Origin of the sequence: Paracidovorax avenae ATCC 19860, assembly GCF_000176855.2 — a bacterium.
Classification (GTDB): Bacteria; Pseudomonadota; Gammaproteobacteria; order Burkholderiales; family Burkholderiaceae_C; genus Paracidovorax; species Paracidovorax avenae.
Genome location: NC_015138.1, coordinates 1,567,428 through 1,589,414 on the forward strand (window position 1 = coordinate 1,567,428; position 21,987 = coordinate 1,589,414).

At 69.3% G+C, this 21,987-nt stretch carries 21 protein-coding genes; 12 read left to right on the forward strand and 9 right to left on the reverse strand.

What is annotated here, in order from left to right:
- Nucleotides 1-57: 57 nt before the first annotated feature.
- From ppsA to ACAV_RS06950, 4 genes are read left to right on the forward strand one after another with little or no spacing between them, the layout of a single operon-like run.
- Nucleotides 58-2,448: a phosphoenolpyruvate synthase gene (gene ppsA, locus ACAV_RS06935; protein ID WP_013593865.1), complete on the forward strand. Its 2,391-nt coding sequence runs from the start codon at nucleotides 58-60 to the stop codon at nucleotides 2,446-2,448.
- Between the two features lie 16 nt (nucleotides 2,449-2,464).
- On the forward strand, nucleotides 2,465-2,863 hold the full coding sequence (locus tag ACAV_RS06940; protein WP_013593866.1) for a DUF4212 domain-containing protein: 399 nt from the start codon (nucleotides 2,465-2,467) through the stop codon (nucleotides 2,861-2,863).
- Nucleotides 2,856-4,949 (forward strand): VC_2705 family sodium/solute symporter, encoded by a 2,094-nt coding sequence (locus ACAV_RS06945; RefSeq protein ID WP_013593867.1) that lies wholly within the window; start codon nucleotides 2,856-2,858, stop codon nucleotides 4,947-4,949. The genes ACAV_RS06940 and ACAV_RS06945 overlap by 8 nt, the downstream gene beginning before the upstream one ends.
- A 50-nt stretch (nucleotides 4,950-4,999) precedes the next feature.
- Nucleotides 5,000-5,545: a hypothetical protein gene (locus ACAV_RS06950; RefSeq protein WP_013593868.1), complete on the forward strand. Its 546-nt coding sequence runs from the start codon at nucleotides 5,000-5,002 to the stop codon at nucleotides 5,543-5,545.
- A 2-nt stretch (nucleotides 5,546-5,547) separates the two neighbouring features.
- On the opposite strand, the gene ACAV_RS06955 is transcribed toward ACAV_RS06950, so the two are convergent.
- The 4 genes from ACAV_RS06955 to ACAV_RS06970 all read right to left on the reverse strand — a co-directional run bounded on the left by ACAV_RS06955 (nucleotide 5,548) and on the right by ACAV_RS06970 (nucleotide 8,615).
- Nucleotides 5,548-6,636, reverse strand: a complete 1,089-nt coding sequence (locus ACAV_RS06955; protein ID WP_013593869.1) for a TIGR03118 family protein — start codon at nucleotides 6,634-6,636, stop codon at nucleotides 5,548-5,550.
- Nucleotides 6,637-6,783: 147 nt separating this feature from the next.
- The gene (locus tag ACAV_RS06960) at nucleotides 6,784-7,143 is read right to left on the reverse strand and encodes an FKBP-type peptidyl-prolyl cis-trans isomerase (RefSeq protein ID WP_013593870.1); all 360 of its coding nucleotides are present in this window, start codon (nucleotides 7,141-7,143) and stop codon (nucleotides 6,784-6,786) included.
- 51 nt (nucleotides 7,144-7,194) lie between these two features.
- Nucleotides 7,195-7,533, reverse strand: a complete 339-nt coding sequence (locus tag ACAV_RS06965) for a winged helix-turn-helix transcriptional regulator (RefSeq protein ID WP_013593871.1) — start codon at nucleotides 7,531-7,533, stop codon at nucleotides 7,195-7,197.
- 143 nt (nucleotides 7,534-7,676) lie between these two features.
- Entirely contained in the window at nucleotides 7,677-8,615 is a 939-nt protein-coding gene (locus tag ACAV_RS06970; protein WP_013593872.1) for a LysR family transcriptional regulator, read from the reverse strand.
- Nucleotides 8,616-8,730: 115 nt separating this feature from the next.
- Here ACAV_RS06970 and ACAV_RS06975 point away from each other — a divergent pair, with 115 nt between their 5' ends.
- The 3 genes from ACAV_RS06975 (at nucleotide 8,731) to ACAV_RS06985 (ending at nucleotide 12,184) form a co-directional block, all read left to right on the forward strand.
- On the forward strand, nucleotides 8,731-9,708 hold the full coding sequence (locus ACAV_RS06975) for a hydroxymethylglutaryl-CoA lyase (RefSeq protein WP_013593873.1): 978 nt from the start codon (nucleotides 8,731-8,733) through the stop codon (nucleotides 9,706-9,708).
- A 105-nt stretch (nucleotides 9,709-9,813) separates the two neighbouring features.
- Nucleotides 9,814-11,037: a CaiB/BaiF CoA transferase family protein gene (locus ACAV_RS06980; protein ID WP_013593874.1), complete on the forward strand. Its 1,224-nt coding sequence runs from the start codon at nucleotides 9,814-9,816 to the stop codon at nucleotides 11,035-11,037.
- 82 nt (nucleotides 11,038-11,119) lie between these two features.
- Nucleotides 11,120-12,184, forward strand: coding sequence for a tripartite tricarboxylate transporter substrate binding protein (locus ACAV_RS06985; RefSeq protein ID WP_013593875.1), 1,065 nt, complete (start codon nucleotides 11,120-11,122; stop codon nucleotides 12,182-12,184).
- A gap of 31 nt (nucleotides 12,185-12,215) precedes the next feature.
- Here the strand turns inward: ACAV_RS06985 and yddG are convergent, their stop codons facing one another.
- On the reverse strand, nucleotides 12,216-13,127 hold the full coding sequence (gene yddG / locus ACAV_RS06990; protein WP_152969487.1) for an aromatic amino acid DMT transporter YddG: 912 nt from the start codon (nucleotides 13,125-13,127) through the stop codon (nucleotides 12,216-12,218).
- A 283-nt stretch (nucleotides 13,128-13,410) separates the two neighbouring features.
- On the opposite strand from yddG, the gene ACAV_RS06995 reads away from it, so the two are divergent.
- The gene (locus tag ACAV_RS06995; protein WP_013593877.1) at nucleotides 13,411-13,851 is read left to right on the forward strand and encodes a VirK family protein; all 441 of its coding nucleotides are present in this window, start codon (nucleotides 13,411-13,413) and stop codon (nucleotides 13,849-13,851) included.
- A gap of 27 nt (nucleotides 13,852-13,878) precedes the next feature.
- Here ACAV_RS06995 and ACAV_RS07000 read toward each other — a convergent pair whose 3' ends face one another.
- Complete coding sequence (locus ACAV_RS07000) at nucleotides 13,879-14,877, reverse strand: LysR family transcriptional regulator (RefSeq protein WP_013593878.1); 999 nt, start codon at nucleotides 14,875-14,877, stop codon at nucleotides 13,879-13,881.
- Between the two features lie 153 nt (nucleotides 14,878-15,030).
- Between ACAV_RS07000 and ACAV_RS07005 the strand changes: the two genes are divergently transcribed.
- The 4 genes from ACAV_RS07005 to ACAV_RS07020 all read left to right on the forward strand — a co-directional run bounded on the left by ACAV_RS07005 (nucleotide 15,031) and on the right by ACAV_RS07020 (nucleotide 19,109).
- Complete coding sequence (locus ACAV_RS07005; RefSeq protein WP_013593879.1) at nucleotides 15,031-15,978, forward strand: dihydrodipicolinate synthase family protein; 948 nt, start codon at nucleotides 15,031-15,033, stop codon at nucleotides 15,976-15,978.
- 96 nt (nucleotides 15,979-16,074) lie between these two features.
- On the forward strand, nucleotides 16,075-17,043 hold the full coding sequence (locus tag ACAV_RS07010) for a Bug family tripartite tricarboxylate transporter substrate binding protein (RefSeq protein WP_013593880.1): 969 nt from the start codon (nucleotides 16,075-16,077) through the stop codon (nucleotides 17,041-17,043).
- A gap of 34 nt (nucleotides 17,044-17,077) precedes the next feature.
- Complete coding sequence (locus tag ACAV_RS07015; protein WP_041829029.1) at nucleotides 17,078-17,881, forward strand: SDR family NAD(P)-dependent oxidoreductase; 804 nt, start codon at nucleotides 17,078-17,080, stop codon at nucleotides 17,879-17,881.
- Between the two features lie 58 nt (nucleotides 17,882-17,939).
- Nucleotides 17,940-19,109: a mandelate racemase/muconate lactonizing enzyme family protein gene (locus ACAV_RS07020; protein WP_013593882.1), complete on the forward strand. Its 1,170-nt coding sequence runs from the start codon at nucleotides 17,940-17,942 to the stop codon at nucleotides 19,107-19,109.
- 112 nt (nucleotides 19,110-19,221) lie between these two features.
- Here ACAV_RS07020 and ACAV_RS07025 read toward each other — a convergent pair whose 3' ends face one another.
- The 3 genes from ACAV_RS07025 to ACAV_RS24030 are packed head-to-tail and all read right to left on the reverse strand — an operon-like array spanning nucleotide 19,222 to nucleotide 21,885.
- Nucleotides 19,222-19,800, reverse strand: coding sequence for a PIN domain-containing protein (locus ACAV_RS07025; RefSeq protein ID WP_013593883.1), 579 nt, complete (start codon nucleotides 19,798-19,800; stop codon nucleotides 19,222-19,224).
- Complete coding sequence (locus tag ACAV_RS07030) at nucleotides 19,790-20,932, reverse strand: helix-turn-helix domain-containing protein (protein ID WP_081463117.1); 1,143 nt, start codon at nucleotides 20,930-20,932, stop codon at nucleotides 19,790-19,792. Before ACAV_RS07030 ends, ACAV_RS07025 begins: the two co-directional genes overlap by 11 nt.
- A gap of 50 nt (nucleotides 20,933-20,982) precedes the next feature.
- On the reverse strand, nucleotides 20,983-21,885 hold the full coding sequence (locus ACAV_RS24030; RefSeq protein ID WP_013593885.1) for an abortive infection family protein: 903 nt from the start codon (nucleotides 21,883-21,885) through the stop codon (nucleotides 20,983-20,985).
- Nucleotides 21,886-21,987 lie beyond the last annotated feature (102 nt).

Genomic DNA, 21,987 nt, shown 5'->3' on the forward strand with positions numbered 1-21,987 from the left:
GCGCACGGGCGGCCTCCTGGGGCGCGCAGACCCGGTTTCAACTTCTGGAGCTTTCCCATGTCTGCACTGTTCGAGTCGACCGCCCTGGTCGTTCCGTTTGAGAACCTGAGAATGACCGACGTCGAGTCGGTGGGTGGCAAGAACGCCTCCCTCGGCGAGATGATCTCCCAGCTGCCCGACGGCGTGCGCGTGCCCACCGGCTTCGCGACCACCGCCCACGCCTTCCGCCAGTTCCTCGCCCACGACGGCCTGGCGCAGAAGATCAGCGACCGCCTCAAGACCCTCGACACCGAGGACGTGCGCGCACTGGCCGCGGCCGGCGCCGAGATCCGCGCCATGGTCGAGGCCCAGCCCTTCCCGGCCGACCTCGAGCAGGCCATCCGCGACGCCTTCGCCACCCTGTGCGGCGGCAATGCCGAGGCCTGCTTCGCCGTGCGCTCCTCCGCCACCGCGGAAGACCTGCCCGACGCCTCCTTCGCCGGCCAGCAGGAAACCTTCCTGAACGTGGTGGGCATCGACGACGTGCTGCACAAGATGAAGGAGGTGTTCGCCTCCCTCTACAACGACCGCGCCATCAGCTACCGCGTGCACAAGGGCTTCGCGCACGACGTGGTGGCCCTTTCGGCCGGCGTGCAGCGCATGGTGCGCTCCGACAAGGGCGCTGCCGGCGTGATGTTCACGATCGACACCGAATCCGGCTTCGACCAGGTGGTGTTCATCACCTCCAGCTACGGCCTGGGCGAGACGGTGGTGCAGGGCGCCGTGAACCCCGACGAGTTCTACGTACACAAGCCCATGCTGGCCGCCGGCAACCGGGCCGTGATCCGCCGCAACCTGGGCAGCAAGCTCATCCAGATGGTGTTCGCCTCGCCCGAGGAGAAGAAGGCCAGCGGCAAGCTCGTGAAGACCATCGACGTGCCCACCGAGCAGCGCAACCGCTACTCCCTGACGGACGCCGAGGTGGAGCAGCTGGCGCGCTACGCCCTGCTCATCGAGAAGCACTACGGCCGCCCGATGGACATCGAGTGGGGCAAGGACGGCACCGACGGCCAGCTCTACATCCTGCAGGCCCGTCCGGAGACGGTGAAGAGCCAGCAGCAGGGCCAGGCCGAGCAGAAGTTCAAGCTCAAGGGCACGGGCACGGTGCTGGCCGAGGGCCGCGCCATCGGCCAGAAGATAGGCACGGGCCCGGTCCGCCTCGTGAGCGACATCGCCGAGATGGACAAGGTGCAGGCCGGCGACGTGCTGGTCACCGACATGACCGACCCCAACTGGGAGCCCGTGATGAAGCGCGCCAGCGCCATCGTCACCAACCGCGGCGGCCGTACCTGCCACGCGGCCATCATCGCGCGCGAACTCGGCATCCCGGCCGTGGTCGGCTGCGGTGACGCCACCAGCCTGCTGAAGGACGGCACGCTGGTGACGGTGAGCTGCGCCGAGGGCGACACGGGCCGCATCTACGACGGCCTGCTGGAAACCGAGGTGACCGAGGTGCAGCGCGGCGAGATGCCGAAGATCTCCACCAAGATCATGATGAACGTGGGCAACCCCCAGCTGGCCTTCGACTTCTGCCAGCTGCCCAACGAGGGCGTGGGCCTGGCGCGGCTGGAGTTCATCATCAACAACAACATCGGCGTGCACCCCAAGGCCATCCTGGACTACCCCGCCGTCGATGCCGACCTGAAGAAGGCCGTCGAATCCGTGGCGCGCGGCCATGCCAGCCCCCGTGCCTTCTACGTGGACAAGGTGGCCGAGGGCGTGGCGACCATCGCCGCGGCCTTCTGGCCCAAGCCCGTCATCGTGCGCCTGTCGGACTTCAAGTCCAACGAGTACCGCAAGCTGATCGGCGGCAGCCGCTACGAGCCTGAGGAAGAGAACCCGATGCTGGGCTTCCGCGGTGCGGCGCGCTACATCAGCCAGGACTTCGGCGAGGCCTTCGCCATGGAATGCGAAGCCCTGAAGCGCGTGCGCAACGACATGGGCCTGACCAACGTGCAGGTGATGGTGCCCTTCGTGCGCACGCTGGGCCAGGCCGACCGCGTGACCCAGCTGCTGGCCGAGCACGGCCTCAAGCGCGGCGAGAACGAACTCAAGCTCATCATGATGTGCGAGGTGCCTTCCAACGCCGTGCTGGCCGACGAGTTCCTGCAGTTCTTCGACGGCTTCTCGGTGGGCTCCAACGACCTGACCCAGCTCACCCTGGGCCTGGACCGCGACTCCGGCCTGGAACTGCTGGCCGCCGACTTCGACGAACGCGACCCGGCCGTGCAGGCGCTGCTCTCGCGCGCCATCGAGGCCTGCAAGCGCCAGGGCAAGTACGTGGGCATCTGCGGCCAGGGCCCCAGCGACCACCCGGACTTCGCGCTGTGGCTGGCGGAGCAGGGCATCTCGTCGATCTCGCTCAACCCCGACAGCGTGATCGCCACCTGGCAGAAGCTCGCCGGCTGACGGCGCACGCCGGACCATGCCCGCGCCGCCGCCACCCCCTGCGCCGCGGGCCGCGGACGGCCGCGAGCGCGCGGCCCCCGACCCGTACGGCGAGGCCGGCGGGGCGGCTGCACCGTTCGCCCCCGACCTGCACGACGCGCGCCACCTCTGGCTGAAGGCCGCGCTGCTGCTGGCCTGGGCGGCGGTGTCCTTCGGCGCCTGCTACTTCGTGCGGGACCTGACCTGGCGGGTGGGCGACTGGCCGCTGGGCTACTGGATCGCGTCGCAGGGCGCGGTGCTGGCCTTCATCGCCATCGTGGTGGTCTATTGCGTGGCGATGGACCGCTTCGAGCGCGCGGACGCGCGGGAGGCGGCTGCGGCGATCGCGGGGGGCGACGAGCCGGCCGCGGGCGGCTCGCCGAACTCCCATGTCTGACGGGCGTTCCGGCGGCCCCGGGGCCACGGGGAACGGGCGCCTGCACCGCCTGCTGGCGCTCTACACCGTGGGCGTGCTGGCCTTCCTGGCCCTCATGGCCTGGGCCGAGCGCCGGGGCCTGTCGCGGCAATGGATCGGGCCGATCTTCCTGTTCCTCTCGGTGATGGTTTATGCGGCCATCGGCGTTTATGGCCGCACTACCGACCCGGAGGAGTACTACGTCGCGGGCCGGCGCATCCCGCCGTTCTACAACGGCATGGCGGCTGCGGCCGACTGGATGAGCGCGGCCTCGTTCATCAGCCTCTCGGGCGCGCTCTACCTGCAGGGCTTCTCGGGCGGGCCGGGGCAGGCCGGCGGCCTGGCCTACCTGCTGGGCTGGACGGGGGGCTTCTGCCTCGTCGCGCTGCTCATCGCGCCGCATTTGCGCGCGATGAACCTCTACACGATTCCCGAATTCTTCCAGGTGCGCTTCGGCGGGCGCTGGCCGCGCGTGATCGCGGCGCTGGCGGCCGTGCTGTGCTCCTTCACCTACGTGGTGGCGCAGATCTACGGCGTGGGCCTGATCGCCTCGCGGCTCACGGGCGTGCAGTTCGAGATCGGCATCATGCTGGGCCTGGGCGGCGTGCTGCTGTGCTCCTTCCTGGGCGGCATGCGCGCCATCACCTGGACACAGGTGGCGCAGTACGTGGTCATCCTGCTGGCCTTCCTGATCCCCGTGTCGTGGCTGGCGTACAAGCAACTGGGCAACCCGCTCGCGGCCGCTGTCTATGGCGGGCAGATCGGCAAGATCGCCGCACTGGAGTCGCAGCTGCTGCAGTCTCCGGCCGAGCGCGAGGTGGTCGCCGCGCACGAGCGCCGCGCCCATGAGCTCCAGGAGCGGCTGCGCGACGTGCCCGCGGCCCTGGAGCGGGAGCGCGAAGCGGCGCGCGAGCGCGTGCACCGGCTGCGCGACACGCATGCCGACGTCGCCCTCGTGGTGGCCGCCAGCCGCGAACTGGCCCTGCTGCCGCGCGACGCCGAGGCCGCGCGCGAACTCTGGACGCGCGAGATGCGCGAGGCCCGGGAGCGCGCCCGCCCGCTCGGCGGCCTGCCGCCGCACGGCCTGGCCTACGCGGGCGACCCCGATGGCACGCCCGCGCAGCGGGAAGCCTACGAGGTATCGCGCCGCAACTTCCTGGCACTGATGTTCTGCCTCATGGTTGGCACCGCCGGCCTGCCGCACCTGCTCACGCGCTACTACACCGTGCCCACGCCCTCGGCCGCGCGCGCCTCGGTCGCGTGGTCGCTGTTTTTCATTGCGCTGCTCTACCTGAGCGCACCGGCCCTCGCGGTGCTGGTCAAGTTCGAGGTCATGCAGAACCTCGTGGGCAGCCGCTTCGATGCGCTCCCGGGCTGGATCGGGCAGTGGTCGCGGGTCGATCCGTCCCTGCTGTCCGTGCAGGACGTCAACGGCGACGGCATCGTGCAGTTCGGCGAGATCCGGCTCGGCGCCGACCTCATCATGCTGGCCACGCCGGAGCTGGGGGGACTGCCCTACGTGATCTCCGGGCTGGTGGCCGCGGGCGGGCTGGCAGCGGCCCTCTCCACCGCCGACGGGCTGCTGCTCACCATCAGCAACGCCCTGGTGCGCGACCTCTACCTGCATGGCGGCCGCCGCGGCCGGCCGGTGTCGCCCGAGCACCGCGTGATCCTCACCAAGTTCGCGCTGCTGGCGGTGGCGCTGTGCGCCGCCTTCGTCGCCGCGCTCAAGCGCTCGGAGATCCTGCCCATGGTGTCGGCGTCGTTCTCCATCGCCGCCTCGGCCTTCGTGCCCACCATGGTGCTGGGCATCTTCTGGCGGGGCGCCACGCGCCAGGGCGCCGTGGCGGGCATGCTCTGCGGCCTGGGCACGGCGCTCTACTACCTTGCCGCGCCCACCGATGCCGTGCAGGCCGTGGTGCCGGCCTGGCTGCTGCCGGACGGCCTGTGGTTCGGCATCGACCCGGTTTCCGCGGGCGTGTTCGGCGTGCCTGCGGGCCTGGTGGCGGCCTGGCTGGCGAGCCTCGCGACGCGGCCTGCGCGCGCGCCGGAACGGCCGCCCGGCTGACGGCGCGCGCCCATATGGACAGAAACCCGGATTCACAAACCCGGGGGCGCATGCGACTCTGCACCGCACATCGCCACTCGCGGCCGCGTGCCGGATCCAACGTGCTTCTCGTCAAAACCCCCGCCGGCCAGTTGGCTCTCAAGGATCGCCATGGCGGCCTCACGCCGCGCCAGCGATCCGCGTTCATCCTTTTCGACGGCCGGCGCACCGTGGGGCAGGTACTGGCCGCCACGGCGGCCGTGGGCATCACCATGGACGACGTGCAGGCCATGATCGACCAGGGGCTGCTGGAGAGCCCGGACGGGCGGCCCCTGGCGCGCCCGCAGGCCGTGCCGGCCGGCACGGGGCAGGGCCCGTCCGCCGCGGAGCCGGACGCGGCGCCCGCACCGGCAGCCACCGCGATGGCGGACCGCTACCAGGGGGCCTACCGCGTCGCCACCGAACTCACCTCCGGTGCCGGCCTGCGCGGCTTCCGCCTGAACCTGGCGGTGGAGGGCGCACGCAACGTCGAGGAGCTTGCCGCGCTGGCCCCGAAGATCCGCGAGCTGGTCGGCGATGAGAAGTACCGCCGCCTGCAGGACGCGCTGTTCGGCTGAAATCAGTTCTGCGGGTCCACCCGGCCGTAGGCGCCGTTGGCGCCCTGGTTCGGCCCGGCGATGTAGAACAGGGTGTTGAGCGGTTGCTGGTTCAGCCCGTTGCCGAACGCGATGCCGCGCAGTCCGTCCACGCGCAACACGGTGCCGTCGGCCTGGGCCAGCACGCCCTTGGTCACGCCGGTGGCCATGTCGAAGGCGCCGATGGTGCCGTCGCCTTCATTGGCGATCAGCAGCTGGCCGGAGGCACCGCCGAAGTTCGCGGGCGCCAGGGCCACGCCCCAGGGCGCGTTCAGCGGGGCGCCGGGCTGCAGCAGGCGCTGGGCCAGCGTGCCGTCGGTATTGAACAGGTTTACCGCGCCCGTGGCGCTGCCGTGCACGGCGTTGCGGCCGCTGGCGTCCTGGCGTGCATAGGTCACCACGATGCGCGAGCCGATCGCCTGGATGCCGTAGGGGGCGTAGTCGGCGGGCAACTGCGGGTCGGAGAAGTCGCTGGCGAGCCGGACCTTGCGGAAGCTGCCGTCGAACACATCCACCTTGCGGTTGCGGAAGTCGGTGGCGTAGAGGAAGTTGGCATTGCCGTTGGCGGCGATCGCCAGGCCCTTGTACACCGCGCCGCCCGCGCCGTCGCTGTAGGTGACGATGGCATTGTTCAGGTCGGCGGCGGGGCTCCAGCCGGAGATGCTGCCGTCTTCGCTGGAGAAGATGAAGCGGCTCGGGCCGGTCACGCCGCCCTTGGTGACCTGGAAGTCGCTGCCGCCGCTGAACACGATGCCAGTCGGGTTGGCCGGCGCCGTGCCCGCGGGCGGCACCGTGACCACCAGCGACTGCGGCACGCCGTTGCCGTCGTAGAGCGTGGATTTCTGGGTGGCGGTGGCCGTCACCCACACGAAGCCCTGCGGGTTGAAGGCGATGCCCCAGCCGTTCTTGAGGTTGGGGTCCGTCTGCGTGGACGGAACGCTGCCGTCGGACACCACGGTGCGCGCGGTGAACGCGGTGGCGACGGACGGCGTCGGGCTGCCGCCGCCTCCGCAGGCGGCCAGGAAGAGGGCGGCTGCGGGCGCGAGGGCCAGCAGGTGGCGGGAAATTTTCACGGGACAAGACTCCACGGGTTGCGGCAGGATGTTCTGCGCGTTGTGGGTACCCGTGGGCCGGAGAAAGGTTGCCGTGCTGCGGAATCTGCGGCACGGCGGCCGCAGGCCGGCGCAGCGGCCGGCCCGGGAAAAGACCCGGAAAAGGGCTCAGCGACCGACGCCGAGCAGCTCCACGTCGAACTTCAGCGTGGCGTTCGGGGGGATCACGCCGCCCGCGCCGCGCGCGCCGTAGCCCAGGGCCGCGGGGATGATGAGCGTGCGCTGGCCGCCGATCTTCATGCCCTGCACGCCTTCGTCCCAGCCCTTGATCACCATGCCGGCGCCGAGGTGGAACTCGAACGGGGCATTGCGGTCGCGGCTGGAGTCGAACTTCGCGCCCTGCTGGCCGTCGTTGTAGAGCCAGCCGGTGTAGTGCACGCGCACCGGCTGGCCGCTAGTGGCCTCGGTGCCTTCGCCGACGGTGGTGTCTTCGTACTGCAGGCCGGACGGGGTGGTGGTGAATGCCATGGGGGAAAAACTCCTGGTGATGGGTAAAGGGGAGGGGCCGCTGCTCGCCGGTCAGTTCCGGGGGGCAGAGGGCGCCGCAGCGGCGGCCCTGGCGGCGCGGGCGGCGACCCAGCGGGTGGCGAAGGCCTGCACGTCGCTCAGGCGCTTGAGCAGGTCCACGCCCGAGGGCGTGACCGTGTAGCCGTCGCTGCCGTGGTCCAGCAGGCCGGCCTCGCGCAATTCCTTGATGCGCGTGTTGAGGGTGTTGGGCGTGATGCCGCCCACGCTGTCCTGCAGCAACCGGAACGTTTGCGGATGGCCGTCGCGCAGGGCCCAGAGCACGCGCAGCGCATAACGGCATTCGAGCTTCTCGAAAAGCTGGTTGATGGCGGCGTTTTCCTTGGAACTCATGGCGGGTTCTCCTTGCGCATGGGCAGGCGCGGCTGGCGGGACGGATGGGCACCCGGGCACCGCGAAAATATAGCCTGGAAATCCGTTTGCTACAAGTTTAATAGCTCAAAATTCATGTCTGGCAGGCACCTCACCCAAATAACTCAGGTGTTACCCGCCTGTTGCACTCGCGCTGCCTCCCCGTCGCCCCCGCGGCGGGCCAGGTAATCGGCCAGCAGCGCGGCGGCGGCGGGCAGGCCGTCGCCCGCCCGGGCGCACAGGGCGAAGCGCCGGCGGGCCCAGGGATCGGCCAGCGGCACCACGCGCACGCCGCTGGCGGCGGCGAACGGCTCCGCCACCTCCCGCGGCACGACGCTGATGGCCAGGTTGGCGCGCACCACGCGCAGCGCGGCGTCGAAGTTCGACACGAACACCCGGTGCAGCAGGCTGCGCCCCTCCAGCGCGGCTGCGCGCGCGAGCAGCACCTGCACCGCGCTCAGGGCGGGCATGCTGACGAACTCGTAGCCCAGCACGTCGGCGAAGCGCACGGTCTCCAGGGCCGCCACGGGATGGGACGGGTGGGCCGCGATGGCGAGGTGGTCGCTGCGGTAGGCCCGCGTGTGCAGCCCCTGCAGGTCGGCCGCGTCCCAGCAGATGCCCAGCGACGCGCTGCCCTCGCGCACGCCGCGCACCACTTCCGGACTCACGCGCTCTTCCATGCTCACCTGGATGTCGCGGTGCGCGGGCTCCTGCAGGAAGGCGGCCACGTCGTCGGCCAGCGATTCGGCCATGACCGAGGCCGTGACCAGCATGCGCACGTGGCCGCGCACGCCCGTGGCAAAGCCGGCCATGTCACGCTCGATGCGGCCTGCGGTGGCCAGCATCTCGCGCGCGTGCTCCAGCAGCGTCTCCCCGGCGGGCGTCGGGGCCACGCCATGGCGCCTGCGCACCAGCAGCCGGGTGCCCAGGGTGTCCTCCAGCTGCGCCAGGCGCTTGCTGACCGCTGAGCCCACGATGGACTCGCGTTCCGCCGCGCGCGCGATATTGCGTTGTTCGCAGACGGCCACGAACAGCCGCAGGGTCTGGAGATCGAGGGAGCGCATGGTCGAGATATTCCTTTCAGGAAATTCTGGGCTTCCCAAATTGAGATCATGGAGTGTGCGGGAATTTCTAGAATGGGGCACACGGCCGCCGACGGCCGGGAACGAGGAGACATCCATGACCCCATCCACCGACGCATCCGCCACGGCACGCGGCCCCGCGCCGCGCGCGCAGGTGCGCGAGGTCGGCCTGCGCGACGGCCTGCAGAGCATCGCCGCCATCCTCCCCACGGAGCGCAAGATCGCCTGGGTCGCCGCGGCCCACGCTGCCGGGCAGCGGGAAATCGAGGTGGGCTCCTTCGTGCCGGCGCGCCTGCTGCCGCAACTGGCGGACACGGCCGAGGTGCTGGCGTTCGCCCGGACGCTGCCGGGGCTCGTGGCGTCCGTGCTGGTGCCCAACCTGAAGGGCGCCGAGCGCGCACTGGAGTGCGGCGCCCACCTGATGGTCGTGCCGCTCTCCGCCAGCCATGCCCACAGCCTGGCCAACCTGCGCAAGACCCCCGACGAGGTCGTGGCCGAGGTGGCGCGCATCCGCGCGGCGCGCGATGCCTCCGGCAGCCGCACCCTCATCGAGGGCGGCGTGGGCACGGCCTTCGGCTGCACGCTGCAGGGCGACGTGGACGAAGCCGAGGTGCTGCGCCTCCTGCAGGCGCTGCTGGACGCCGGGGCCGACCGCGTGAGCCTGGCCGACACCGTGGGCTATGCGGATCCGGCTTCGGTCGCCAGGCTCTTCGGCAAGGCCCGCGACCGGGTGGGCGACCGCCTCGCCTGCGCGCATTTCCACGACACCCGCGGCATGGGCCTGGCCAATGCCTGCGCGGCCTGGCAGGCGGGCGTCACGCGGTTCGACGCGAGCCTGGCCGGCATCGGCGGCTGCCCGCACGCGCCCGGCGCCAGCGGCAACGTGGCCACGGAAGACCTCGCCTTCATGCTGGAGCGCATGGGCATCGCCACCGGCCTGGACCTGCCGGCCCTGCTGGCCCTGCGCGGGCGCGTGCCGGAGTGGCTGGCGGGCGAGACCCTGCATGGGACACTCTGGCGCGCCGGCCTGCCGCGGGGCGGCCTCGTGGCGCGGCCCGAGCCGGTGCCCGCCTGAAGCGGGCCGGCACGCACCTGCTGCGTGCCTGGCCGCGCCTTCGCACGGAGCACCGTTGCCTGCCACTGGTCCTTTCTTCCGTCCGATCCTTCATTTCCGCTGTCCATGACTTCCCTGACTGCTTCCCCGGCCCCGTCCCCGCAATCCCCCCTGCCACTGGCGGGCCTGCGCGTGGTGGAGTTCACCCACATGGTCATGGGGCCGACCTGCGGCATGGTGCTGGCCGACCTCGGCGCCGAGGTCATCAAGGTCGAGCCCGTGGACGGCGACCGCACGCGCCACCTGCTGGGCGCGGGCGCGGGCTTCTTCCCCATGTTCAACCGCAACAAGAAGAGCATCGCCATCGACCTGCGCAGCCCCCGGGGCCTGGAGGTGGCGATCCGCCTCGCGTCCTCCGCGGACGTGGTGGCGCAGAACTTCAAGCCCGGCGTGATGGCCAGGTACGGCCTGGACTACGCCGCGCTCTCGCGCCTGAACGAAGGGCTGGTGTACGTGAACCACACCGGCTTCCTGCCGGGGCCCTACGAGCACCGCACGGCGCTCGACGAGGTGGTGCAGATGATGGGGGGCCTGGCCTACATGACGGGCCGCCCCGGCGACCCATTGCGCGCCGGCAGCAGCGTGAACGACATCATGGGCGGCATGTTCGGCGCCATCGGGGCCATGGCGGCGCTGATGCAGCGCGCGCGCACCGGCCGCGGCCAGGAAGTGGACTCCGCGCTGTTCGAGAACAACGTCTTCCTCGTGGGCCAGCACATGATGCAGTACGCCGTCACCGGCCAGCCCGCCGCGCCCATGCCGGACCGCATCTCCTCCTGGGCCGTGTACGACGTGTTCAGCGTCAAGGACGGCGGCCAGATCTTCCTGGCGGCGGTGAGCGATGCGCAGTGGCAGACCTTCTGCGATGCCATGGGTTACGCCGACCTGAAGGCCGACCCGGCCCTGGCCACCAACAACGACCGCGTGCGGGCCCGGGGCACGCTGCTGCCGGAGCTGCGGCGGCGCCTCGCGGAGCACACGGCCGACGCGCTCGCCGCCATCTTCGAGCGCCACGGCCTGCCGTTCGCCCCCATCCTGCGGCCGGAGCAGCTCTTCGACGATCCCCACCTGAACGCCACCGGCGGCCTGGCCGAGATCACGCTGCCTGACGGCGAGTGCGCCGGCGAGCGCGCGCGCGTCACGCTCATGCCGCTGCGCATGGACGGCGAACGCCTGCCCGTGCGCACCGACCCGCCGCGCCTGGGCGAGCACACGCGCGAACTGCTCGAAGGCCTGGGCTACGCACCCGGCGCCATCGATGCGCTGCACGAGGCCCTCGCCGTGGCCTGAACGGCCGACCGAGTTCCCCCAGGGGCCTTGACGAGCGCGGCACCAGTCCGCGCGGCCCCGCCACAACGATGGAGACATGCGCATGCCGAACCCTCATCCTCCGAAGGCGGCCCCCGGCCGCTGCCACCCAGACGCCGCGCCCGCGGTACCTGCCGGCCCCGCCGGCGCCGTGACCCGCCGCACGGCGGCTGCCTGGGGCGCCGCTGCCCTGGCCGCCGCCTGGACCGGCCTGCGGCCCGCGCGCGCGCAAGGCCACCCGGACCGGCCGCTGCGCGTCATCCTGCCGCTCTCGGCCGGCTCCGGGGCCGACGGCGCCATCCGCGCCATCAGCGCCAGCCTCGCGAAGGCGCTCGGCCAGCCGGTGGTGATCGAGAACCTGCCCGGCGCGGGCGGCATCACCGGCACCGCGCAGATCGTGCGCGCGCCGAAAGACGGATCGGTCATCGGCGTGGTCTCCAACAACCACGTGGTGAACCCCAGCGTGTACCGGAACATCCCGTTCGACTCGCTGGCCGACATCACGCCCATCACCATCCTGGGCGCGACCCCCTTCGTGCTCGTCGCCCATCCGGCCGTGCCGGCCGCCAACGTGCGCGAACTGATCGCCTACGCGAAGGCGCGGCCCGGCGTGCTGAACTACGGCTCCTCCGGCAACGGCACCATCCTGCACCTGGGCGCGGCCATGTTCGTGGACCGGGCCGGGCTGGACATCAAGCACATCCCGTACAAGGGCATGGGGCCGCTGATGAACGACGTGATCGGCGGCCAGGTGCAGCTCGCCGTGGTGGCGGCCGCTCCCGCCGCGCCCCACATCCAGTCGGGCGCGCTGCGGGCGCTGGGCGTGACCACCGCGGCGCGCGTGCCCACGCTGCCGGGCGTGCCCACCATCGCGGAGCAGGGCCTGCCGGGTTTCGAGCTCGACGGCTGGATCGCGCCCGTGGGGCCGGCCGGCCTGCCGAAGGCGGAGATCGCCCGCCTCTACGGCGGCTTCCAGGCCGCGATGGACATGCCCGCGGCGCGCGACGCGCTCGTCGCTCAGGGCTACGAGATCAAGCTCACCCCGCCCGGGCAGGCCGCGGCCTTCTTCCGCAGCGAGGCAGCGCGCATGGCGCAGGTGGTGAAGAACGCGCACCTGACCATGGATTGATCGATCCGCCCTCCGACCCACGCGCCGGCCGTCAGCAAGCCTCGGGGCCGGGCGCCCGCGGCCGGCCGCGGGTGGCGAGCCAGCACAGCACCGCGCCGCCGCACACCATGCACGCCCCCGCCCAGAAGGCCGCCGACAGCGGCACGCGCAGCAGCAGCGCGGCCAGCGCCGCCGACAGCACCGGCGTGAAATACGACGCCCCGGCCAGCACCGTGACATGGCCGTGCAGGATGCCGACGTTCCACGCTGCGTAGCCGAAGCCCATCGCCGCCGCCGCGAACGCCAGCTGCACCGCCGTGGGCACGCTCCAGTGCATCGCGGGCGCGCCACCGGCCAGGTACTGGGCCCACAGCACCAGCGCAGTGAGCAGGAAGAACAGCGTGATCCCGTTCGTGCCGCGGGCCAGGCGCGCCGTCACCGTGCAGTACGCGGCCCAGACCACGGCCCCGGTGAAGGCCAGGCCGTAGCTCAGCGGGTTGTCCTGGATGTTGGCGGCCATGCCGGGCAGGCTCACGCCGTTGCCGCCGCCCAGCACCGTGCAGATGCCCGCCAGCGACACGGCCAGCCCCGGCACCACCAGCCAGCTGGCGCGCTGGCCGTTGAAGGCGATCGCGGCCAGCATGGTGAAGGTCGGCCACAGGTAGTTCACCATGCCCACCTCGATCGCCTGCTGGCGGCTGCGCGCATGGCCGATGGACAGCGACAGGCACAGCTCGTAGCCCACGAACAGCACGCTGCCCCAGGCCAGGTAGCGCCGCGGGAACGCGCGCAGCGGCGTGAAACCCACCGTCGCCCACAGCAGCGCGGCGGCGGTGCTGTAGATCATCGCCGCGCCGCCCACCGCGCCCAGGCCCTCGCTCACGCCGCGGATCAGGCCCACGATCGAGGCCCACAGAACGATGGCGACCAGCCCGATGCCGGTGGCGCGGTGTCTTTTTTCCATCACCGGATTATCGAAGCGCCCGGCTGGCATCCCGCTGAAAGCTAATGCAGTGGATGAAGTTCCTCAATGCCGGACCCTCCGGCGAGGCCGCCCGGCCGGCGCCGACCGGCGCGCAGGCCTTGTGGGGCAAGGGTCTCCCCTTGCAAAGGGCTCGTCGCCACCGCCGCCGGGCCCGCACGAGCGCATCCTGGCCACCGTCCAGTGCGGGGGTGTCACGGATGCGACAGTTGCCTACCATGGGCGCGCTTTTGCCTCCAACCCTTGCATCGAAAGGTTCGCACCCATGGTCCGACTGCTGCCCTACCGCACCTACTGCCTGCTGCTCGCGCCCGCCCTCTGGATGGCCGCCGCCCATGCCGGCGATGTCCTGCCCACCCATGCCGCCATCCAGCAGGCGCTGGACCAGGGCGATAGCGTCTCCGTCGCCATCGACCTCTCGCAATGCGTGCCCCAGGGCGCTGCCGCTCCCTCGCAGACGCGCGGCGGCCGCCGCATCGATGCCTACCGCATCGTGCAGGACGGCACCGTCTCCTTCAGCGATTCGCATTTCACCGTGGCGGGCGACGGCCAGCCCATCGTCCAGTTCATGCGCTACCAGGTGCGCCCGGACCAGTCCGTGGACTTCACCACCTGGATGTTCAACCTGCCGGGCTACGACCTGCGCACGCCGTCCGTGGCCTACCGCTGCACCATCGGCCAGGGCGCGCGCTTCCACAAGGACTGACCACCCGCCGCCGCCCGGCGGCGCGCGTCAGGGCGGGGCGGTGCCTGCGGTCTGCCCGGCTTGCCCGGCCTGCCCACCGGCGGCGAGGCGCCAGAGCGTCTCCGCCGCGTCCGACATCTCCGTGCGCTGCCGGTACAGCCGGATCTCCACCGGCACGTCCCAGCCGGCCGGCCCGGCGGCCACCAGCGCGCCTGATTGCAGTTCCTCCGCGATCAGGCTGCGCGGCAGCCAGGCCATGCCGCGGCCTTCGAGCGCCATCGCCTTGAGCAGCGCCGCGTGGTGGGCGGTGAACACCACCTCCACCTCGCCCGGCATGCCGGCCACGCCCCCCGCGTCGAACACCCCCTTGCGCAGCGCACGCATGATCCGCCCCAGGCCCGAGGCATCGCTGTACGCCAGCACCGGCAGCGGCGGCCGCGCGCCGCCCTGCGCTTCCGGGCCCGGTATCGCATGCAGCGGCGTGCCGTCCCCCTGCGGCGCCGACACGGGCTGCAGCACGTCGTCCGCCAGGCGCGCCGCCGGGTAGCCCGCCTCGTCCAGCCGACCCGGCACGGCGGCATGGCCGTGGCACAGCACGAACTGCACGCGCCGCTGCAGGGCCAGGTCCTCGCAGGCCTGGTAGCTGTCGGAAATCGTCTGGATCGGCCCCAGCCGCAACTGCGACTCCAGTCCCCCGAGCCAGCGCGGAAAGAACGTGAGCGACAGCACGTGCGTCGCCGCGAAGCGCAGGCTCGCCGCCGCCTGGGCCTGCGCCGCGCAGGCCTTGATCCGCGCCGCCTCCAGCCGCGCGAGCACGTCTTCCAGCAGCGGGTGGAAGCGCTGCCCCGCCGCCGTGAGGGTGGCCGGGTGCGCGCTGCGGTCGAACAGCTCGGCGCCCACCCAGTCCTCCAGCGCGCGGATGTGGCGGCTGAACGCGGGCTGCGCGATGGCGCGGGCCTCGGCCGCGCGCGAGAAGTTGCCGCTCTCGGCGAGGGCGAGGAAATCCTCCAGCCACTCCAGATCCAGCGGTCGGTTGCCGGGGCCCATGGGTCTCCTGGCGCGTGGCGGCACGCGCGGATAGTTGTATGCGATTCGGGTATTGGACGGCCGCGGGCGGGGCGGGAATCATCCGCTGCGTTCCCCTTCCTTCCATCCAACGATCCAACACGGGACCATCCCGGAACCACGGAGACAGCCCACATGCCTTCCATCGCGAATTATCGCGGCATCATCCCCGCCATTTCGTGCCCTTTCACGCCGGACCACCGCATCGACGAGCCCGCCCTGCGCAAGCTCGCCTCCTGGCTGGCCGGCCACGACGGCGTGGTCGCCATCATGACCAACGGCCACACGGGCGAGGTGTTCTCGCTCACGCCCGCCGAGCGCGCCGAAGTCACCCGCATCGTCGCTGACGAACTGAAGGGCCTTCCTCGTCCTGTGCCGGTCATCTCCTCCATCGTCTGCGAGGGCCTGAAGGACGCCGCCGACCATGCCCGCGCCGCCGTGGCGGCCGGCGCCGTCGCGCTGGACGTGATGCCCCCGCACCACTGGCTGCGCTTCGGCTTCACCTCCGGCCATGCGCTGCAGTACTTCGAGGCGATCCACGAAGCGGCGCCGGAAGCCGACCTCGTCTGCCACGTTTATCCCGCCTGGACGCGCGCCTCCTACTCGTCGCAACTGCTTGCCGACCTCGCGAAGCTGCCTTACCTGCAGGCCTTCAAGGTGGGCCAGCGCGACATGAACAAATACGCCCGCGACATCCAGGCCATCCGCGAGGCCGATGCCTCCAAAGCCATCCTCACCTGCCACGACGAATACCTGCTCGCCTCCATGGTGCAGGGCGTCGATGGCGCCCTGGTCGGCTTCGCCACCTTCATCCCGCAGCTCATCATCGACCTGTGGAACGCCGTCAAGGCGGGCGACCTCAGGAAGGCCATGGAAGTGCAGGCCGTCATCACCCCGCTGAAAGACGCCGTCTATGGCGGCGGCGAACCTACGGGCGAGGCCCATGCCCGCATGAAGGGCGGCATGTACCTGGCCGGCGTGATCGACGATGCCACCGTGCGCCCGCCCACCGAAGCGCCGAGCGCGAAGGAAATGGACGCCCTGCGCGCTGCCGTCAAGCAGGCCGGCCTGCTCCAGCGCTGAGCGGCCGCACTTCCAGCACCAGAAAAAAAGGCGGGGGATTTTGAGTCCCCTGCGCCCAGGTGGCCTCACAAGAAACAACGACGGAGACAAGACACCATGCAACGCAACCATTTCCTGCGCGCCGCCCTGGCCGCCGCGGCCCTCGCGGCGGCGGCCGGCGCCGTGGCGCAGACGCAGACCTATCCCGCCAAGCCCGTGCGGATGGTCATTCCCTTCCCGCCGGGCGGCACGCTCGACGCCGTCGGCCGCATGCTCGCGCAGAAGCTCGGCGAGCAGATGGGCCAGTCCTTCGTCGTGGACAACAAGCCCGGCGGCAGCGGCGTGATCGGCGGCGACACCGTCGCCAAGGCGGCGGCCGACGGCTACACCCTGCTGTTCAGCGCCTCCACGCACACCACGGCGCCGATGACGCTCAAGTCCGTGCCCTACAACGTCACGCAGGATTTCATCCCCGTGGCCCTGGTCGCGAAGGCGCCGCTCTCGGTCGCGATCAACAAGGACCTGCCCATCACCGACATCAAGAGCCTGATCGCCTACGCCCAGGCCCGCCCCGGCAAAATGACCTTCGCCGTCGGCTCCATCGGCTCCGCCGGCCACCTCTCCACCGAACTGCTCAAGCGCGCCGGCAAGATCGACTACCTGATCGTGCCGTACAAGGGCACGGCGCCGGCCTTCCAGGACCTGATCGGCGGGCAGATCGACGGCTTCATCGACCCCATCCTCGGCTCGCTCCAGTACCACAAGAGCGGCATGCTGCGCGTGGTGGCCGTCACCTCGGCCCAGCGCGTGCCCAGCCTGCCCGACGTGCCCACCGTGGCAGAAACCATTCCCGGCTACGAGTTCTACAGCTGGTACGGCCTCTGGGCCCCGGCCAAGACCCCGCCCGCGCTCGTGCAGCGCCTCAACGCCGAAGTGAACAAGGCCCTGGCCGAGATCGGCCCCAAGCTCAAGGAGCAGGGCCTGCTCGTCACGCCCGGCAGCGCGGAAGATTTCGCGAAGTTCCAGCGCGCTGACATGGAGCGCTCCCAGAAGATCGTGACCGAGGGCCATATCCGTGCCGAGTGACGCCACCGTGCCGTCCGGGGCCGTGCCTGCGCCGGTGGCGAACGCCGGGGGCCCCGCGCCGCATGCCGTCGTCACCGGCAGCAGCAGCGGCATCGGCCGCGCGATCGCCGAATCGCTGCTCGCCACCGGCTGGCGCGTGACGGGGCTCGACGTCGCACCGCCCGCCGTCGCGCACCCGGCCTTCGCGCACCTGCCGGTGGACCTGGCCGACGGCGAGGCCATCGCGCGCGCCGCAGCGGCGCTGCTGGAGGTGCCGGCACACCAAACCCCGGCGCTGAACGGCCCGGCCCGCCACGCCAGTGCCCACGCGCCGAACCCCACGCCCGCACCCCCGGTGTCCGGCGTTCCCGATGCCTTGGTGCACGCCGCAGGCGTACTGCGCGTCGGCCCGCTCGGCCAGCTGGACCATGCCGGCGGCGAACTCATGTGGCGCCTGCACGTCGATGCTGCCACGCGCCTCGCCGATGCCCTCGTGCCCGCCATGGCCGCGCGCGGGCGGGGCCGCGTCGTCTTCATCGGCAGCCGCGTGGCCCAGGGCATGCCCGGGCGCGGCCAGTACGCCGCCACCAAGGCCGCGCTCATCGCCCTCGCGCGCAGCTGGGCGGCAGAAGTGGCGGGGCAGGGCGTCACCGTGAACGTCGTCTCGCCCGCCGCCACCGCCACCGGCATGCTCGCCGACCCGGCCCGCGCCGGCAGCGCGCCGCGCCTGCCGCCCATCGGCCGCCTCATCGAACCCGCGGAAATCGCCGCGCTCACGGACTATCTGCTCTCGCCCGCGGCCGCCGCCATCACCGGGCAGGACATCGCCATCTGCGGCGGCTCCTCGCTCGCCCGCTGAACCGCTTTCTTCGCATTCCACTCCCTTCCATCCCTCACGGCCCGCGCCTTTCACCACCATGCGAATCGTTGACATCCTCGAATCCACGCGCCCCATCAAGTCCGACATCCGCAACGCCTACATCGACTTCTCGAAGATGACGCTGAGCCTCGTCGCCGTCGTCACCGACGTGATCCGCGACGGCAAGCCCGTGATCGGCTACGGCTTCAACTCCAACGGCCGCTACGGCCAGGGCGCGCTCATGCGCGACCGCTTCATTCCGCGCGTGCTGGAGGCCGACCCCGCCTCCCTGGTCGATGACACCGGCGACAACCTGTGCCCCCACAAGATCTGGGCGCGCATGATGACCAACGAAAAACCCGGCGGCCACGGCGAGCGCTCCGTCGCCGTCGGCACCATCGACATGGCCGTGTGGGACGCAGTGGCAAAAATAGCCGGCAAGCCCCTCTACCAGCTGCTCGCCGAGCGCTACGGCAACGGCACGCCCGCCAACCCGCGCGTGTTCGTCTATGCGGCCGGCGGCTACTACTACCCCGGCAAGGGCCTGGACGGCCTGAAGAAAGAGATGGAGAGCTACCTCGCGCGCGGCTACTCCGTCGTCAAGATGAAGATCGGCGGCGCCACGCTGGCCGACGACTGCGAGCGCATCGAATCCGTCCTGAAAATCCTCGGCCCCGGCCAGCAACTCGCCGTGGACGCCAACGGCCGCTTCGACCTGCAAACCGCCATCGACTACGGCAAGGCACTCTCGCAATACCCCCTGTTCTGGTACGAGGAAGCCGGCGACCCGCTCGACTACGAACTGCAGGCCAAGCTCGGCGAGGTGTACCAGGGCCCCATGGCCACGGGCGAAAACCTGTTCTCCATGCAGGACGCCCGCAACCTCATCCGCCACGGCGGCATGCGCCCCGACCGCGACTGGCTGCAGTTTGACTGCGCCCTCAGCTACGGCCTGGTCGAATACCTGCGCACGCTCGACATGCTGAAAGAGAACAGCTGGTCCCCCAGCCGCTGCATCCCCCACGGCGGCCACCAGATGTCCCTCGCCATCGCCGCCGGCCTGGGCCTGGGCGGGAACGAGAGCTACCCGGATTTGTTCCAGCCGTACGGTGGGTTCCCGGACGGGGTGAAGGTGGAGAACGGGTATGTGACGCTGCCGGCGTTGCCGGGGATTGGGTTTGAGGGGAAAGCAGACCTGATTGCAGAGATGCGGGCGTTGGCGGGGTGAGGAGTGTGCCAGTGCACTGACAATTGAGGAGTCTGAGTAGCTAACACGACTGGCCGACTCTTGCCGCATCACTCGCACTGCCTGAGATGCGGCGCCTCGTCAGAACCACCCTCTACGGCATCGCGTTTAGCCTGCATTGCAAAGCCATTTCGTAAGCTGTCTCGAAATGAGGGGCCAGCGGCCGGTCCATGGCTTGGTGCTGTGCAATCACCGTGCCCTTGTCGGAGTCGCCAAGCCGCCCTTTAAAGATCAACCATGAGAACAGGTGCGGCGTAGTTTGAATGTGGGCGTGCCCAGATTCCTCTGCAAGCTTGCGGGCCTTCATGTCGTCGGTGATGACGGCTTGTCCTATCTTCATGGCAAATGCGATGGATGAAAGTTCTCCTTTGCCTAGGCGCTTGCGACTCTCCAACAATTTGATCGCCTGCAAGTCATCGATATCGCAGGAATGAGCTGCAAAGCCGCCGCGGTTCTGTTCATGGGCCAATCGCCGCATGAGTTCAGCTTCCGAGGCCGTCGGCGTCTCCTTGCGGGGTTTGTACAGGCATTCGTAGCGCACGAAGCTGGTGATGCAAAACTCGCAGCGGGCCTCCTTTGCTGCCGCGTGCAGGGTGGAGGACGACAGCACATTCCATACCGAGCAGGTGTCGGCGACATTAATCAGTTGGAACTTTGACGGGTCAATGGCCATGGAGTGTCCTGCCGTATAGAGCTGCGAGTTCGGCGAGTTCGCCGTGGCTGCACAGCAGCGCTTCGGCCAGACGGCCGATACTGATGATGCCAGCACTGAATCCTTCGAAGCATAGACCGACGTAATGGTTGGAGAGCCCTAACTCCAACAGCCGTGCTTTGCGTTCGCGCTGCGTGGCGCTGAGGCTCTCGGGCAATTCGGGATCGATCTTCGCCTCGCGCGGCACACGCAGATTGCGAATGCGGTTGTAGGTCGATGCATCGATCAGCTTCGACTCCTTTAATGCGATGGCGAGCGCGACGCAACTCACACGCAATTCGTTGGACCATCGCTGTGCTTCGGCATCCGTCCATCGGGACGGGTCTGGAAGCCGTGCCAAGAAAGCCGGTGGCATGAGAAAGCACGAGGCGAAGCGGTTGGCTCGCAGCTCCACCATGTCTGATCCGCTGGAGCCTTCAAAGCTGACACTAGCTCCTTGGGTGAAATCAAATATCGCGTGGGCCATTTCGTGTGCCGCGCTGAATCGCTGGCGATAGATGTCCTCGCTATGGTTGATCAATGCGCATTTGCCCGCGACCGGATGCATGATGAACAGGCCGGAAATGTTGGAGTTTCCGAGCTTGCGCCGGAACACATGGACGCCAACGCTGCGAAACTCTGCGTAGACATCACGGGGAACTTCCCGATCAGAATATCCGAGGGCCGCGCGGAGACTAGCGGCGGCAGTCTCTCCGTGCCCCTTGAAGAAATTGCCTCTCGGGGCAAACGAAAAGCTCTTTGGCGTGCGTCCGAGCTCTCGCATCAGGAAGTCTTCAGTCTCACACAGGTAAAGGAAGTCTTGGACCGCGCGGCGATCCCCCTTGGTGAAGTCACTTCCATGCGCGCGATAGAGCGTCTCGGTTTGCTCAAAGGGCGCGACCTGCTCATTGGAAATGAAGAATTTGAAATCGCAGCGGTAGTGATCAGCCAGGATCAGAACCTCGTCACCAGTAGGCTCGGTCTGGCCGGCTTCAATGACCGCCAAGCGAGCAGCGTCTATACCTGTCGAAGACGCGACATCAACGATGGACTCTTTGAGTTGTCCTCGGTATCTGGCAAGTTTGGAGCCTAGGATTCGAAGATCGATGGCCATAGAGCTTAATGATATTCAAGTGGCTCCGCGTCCATTCAGGCCCGGTGCCATCAGCTCACGCGTTCGTTGTGCGTCTCCGCCAAAAAGACTGCCAGTGTTGAGGCAGCACCCACCGCGAGCTTGGCGTGGCGAGACTGCAGGCCCTTGGCACCAGCAGCCTTGCCGTGTCCTGTTCCGTAGTGGTTTCGCAACTCTGTGATGCCTTGGGTGATGCTTGCTAGGTTGCTAAGTAGGCGCCTTATGGTTTCACTGGCTTTGGCCTGCTCCGGAATGTCGGCAGGCGTGAGATCCAATTCTTTGGCGGTCAGCTTTACTAGGTCAGGTATGTCCGCCTTCTTTGAAAATTCGACAGCCCGCGCGGTCAAGATTGTCTTGCAGCAGGTTTCGATCAGTTCTTTGGCAGTACCGATGGCCAAACCGGGATCGTTGCGAACGGCGGATTCCATACGCGTGATTTGCTGACTCACATATCCAGGGTCGGTTCCTGCGAGCGTCTCGCGGGCCGCTGCCAAACCTGGCGTATGTCCAATACCGATAAAGCGGCCAACATAGACGGGACGGCCGGAGATGCGTGTACGCTCCGCCAGTTCAAATCCATCACCACGAAGAAACTGGTTGAACATCTGTCGCAGTCTCTCGACCTCGGTAGCGTCGGGCCGGACGACAGGATGAAGCATCTCGCAGAGGAACCGGAGAAATGCGTCGTCGTCCCCATGGGCCAAGTTGAAGCGACTGTCGTGGAATACCCAATCAGCATCCCAGTCCGAGTTGTTGACGCGGTGCTTCCAGATGTCGCCTGCCGCATCCGGAAAGCGGCTATCCGTCGATGGCAGCTTTTGAAGATCGAATAGCCTCCCCAGAAACTCGGGCTCTTCAAGACGCCCCGACCAACTGGTCGTTTCCGAGCTAATGGAGTCGATGATGTCCCGGCGAGTCAGTTCAGTAATTTTCATGGCAATACGATCATGATCTTTTTAAAGTGCTATGCTTCTTGTCGGTACGGGGTGCTGGGCTCCTGACCGGCACGCAGCTGGCGTCGTTAGCTCGCTTGCAGC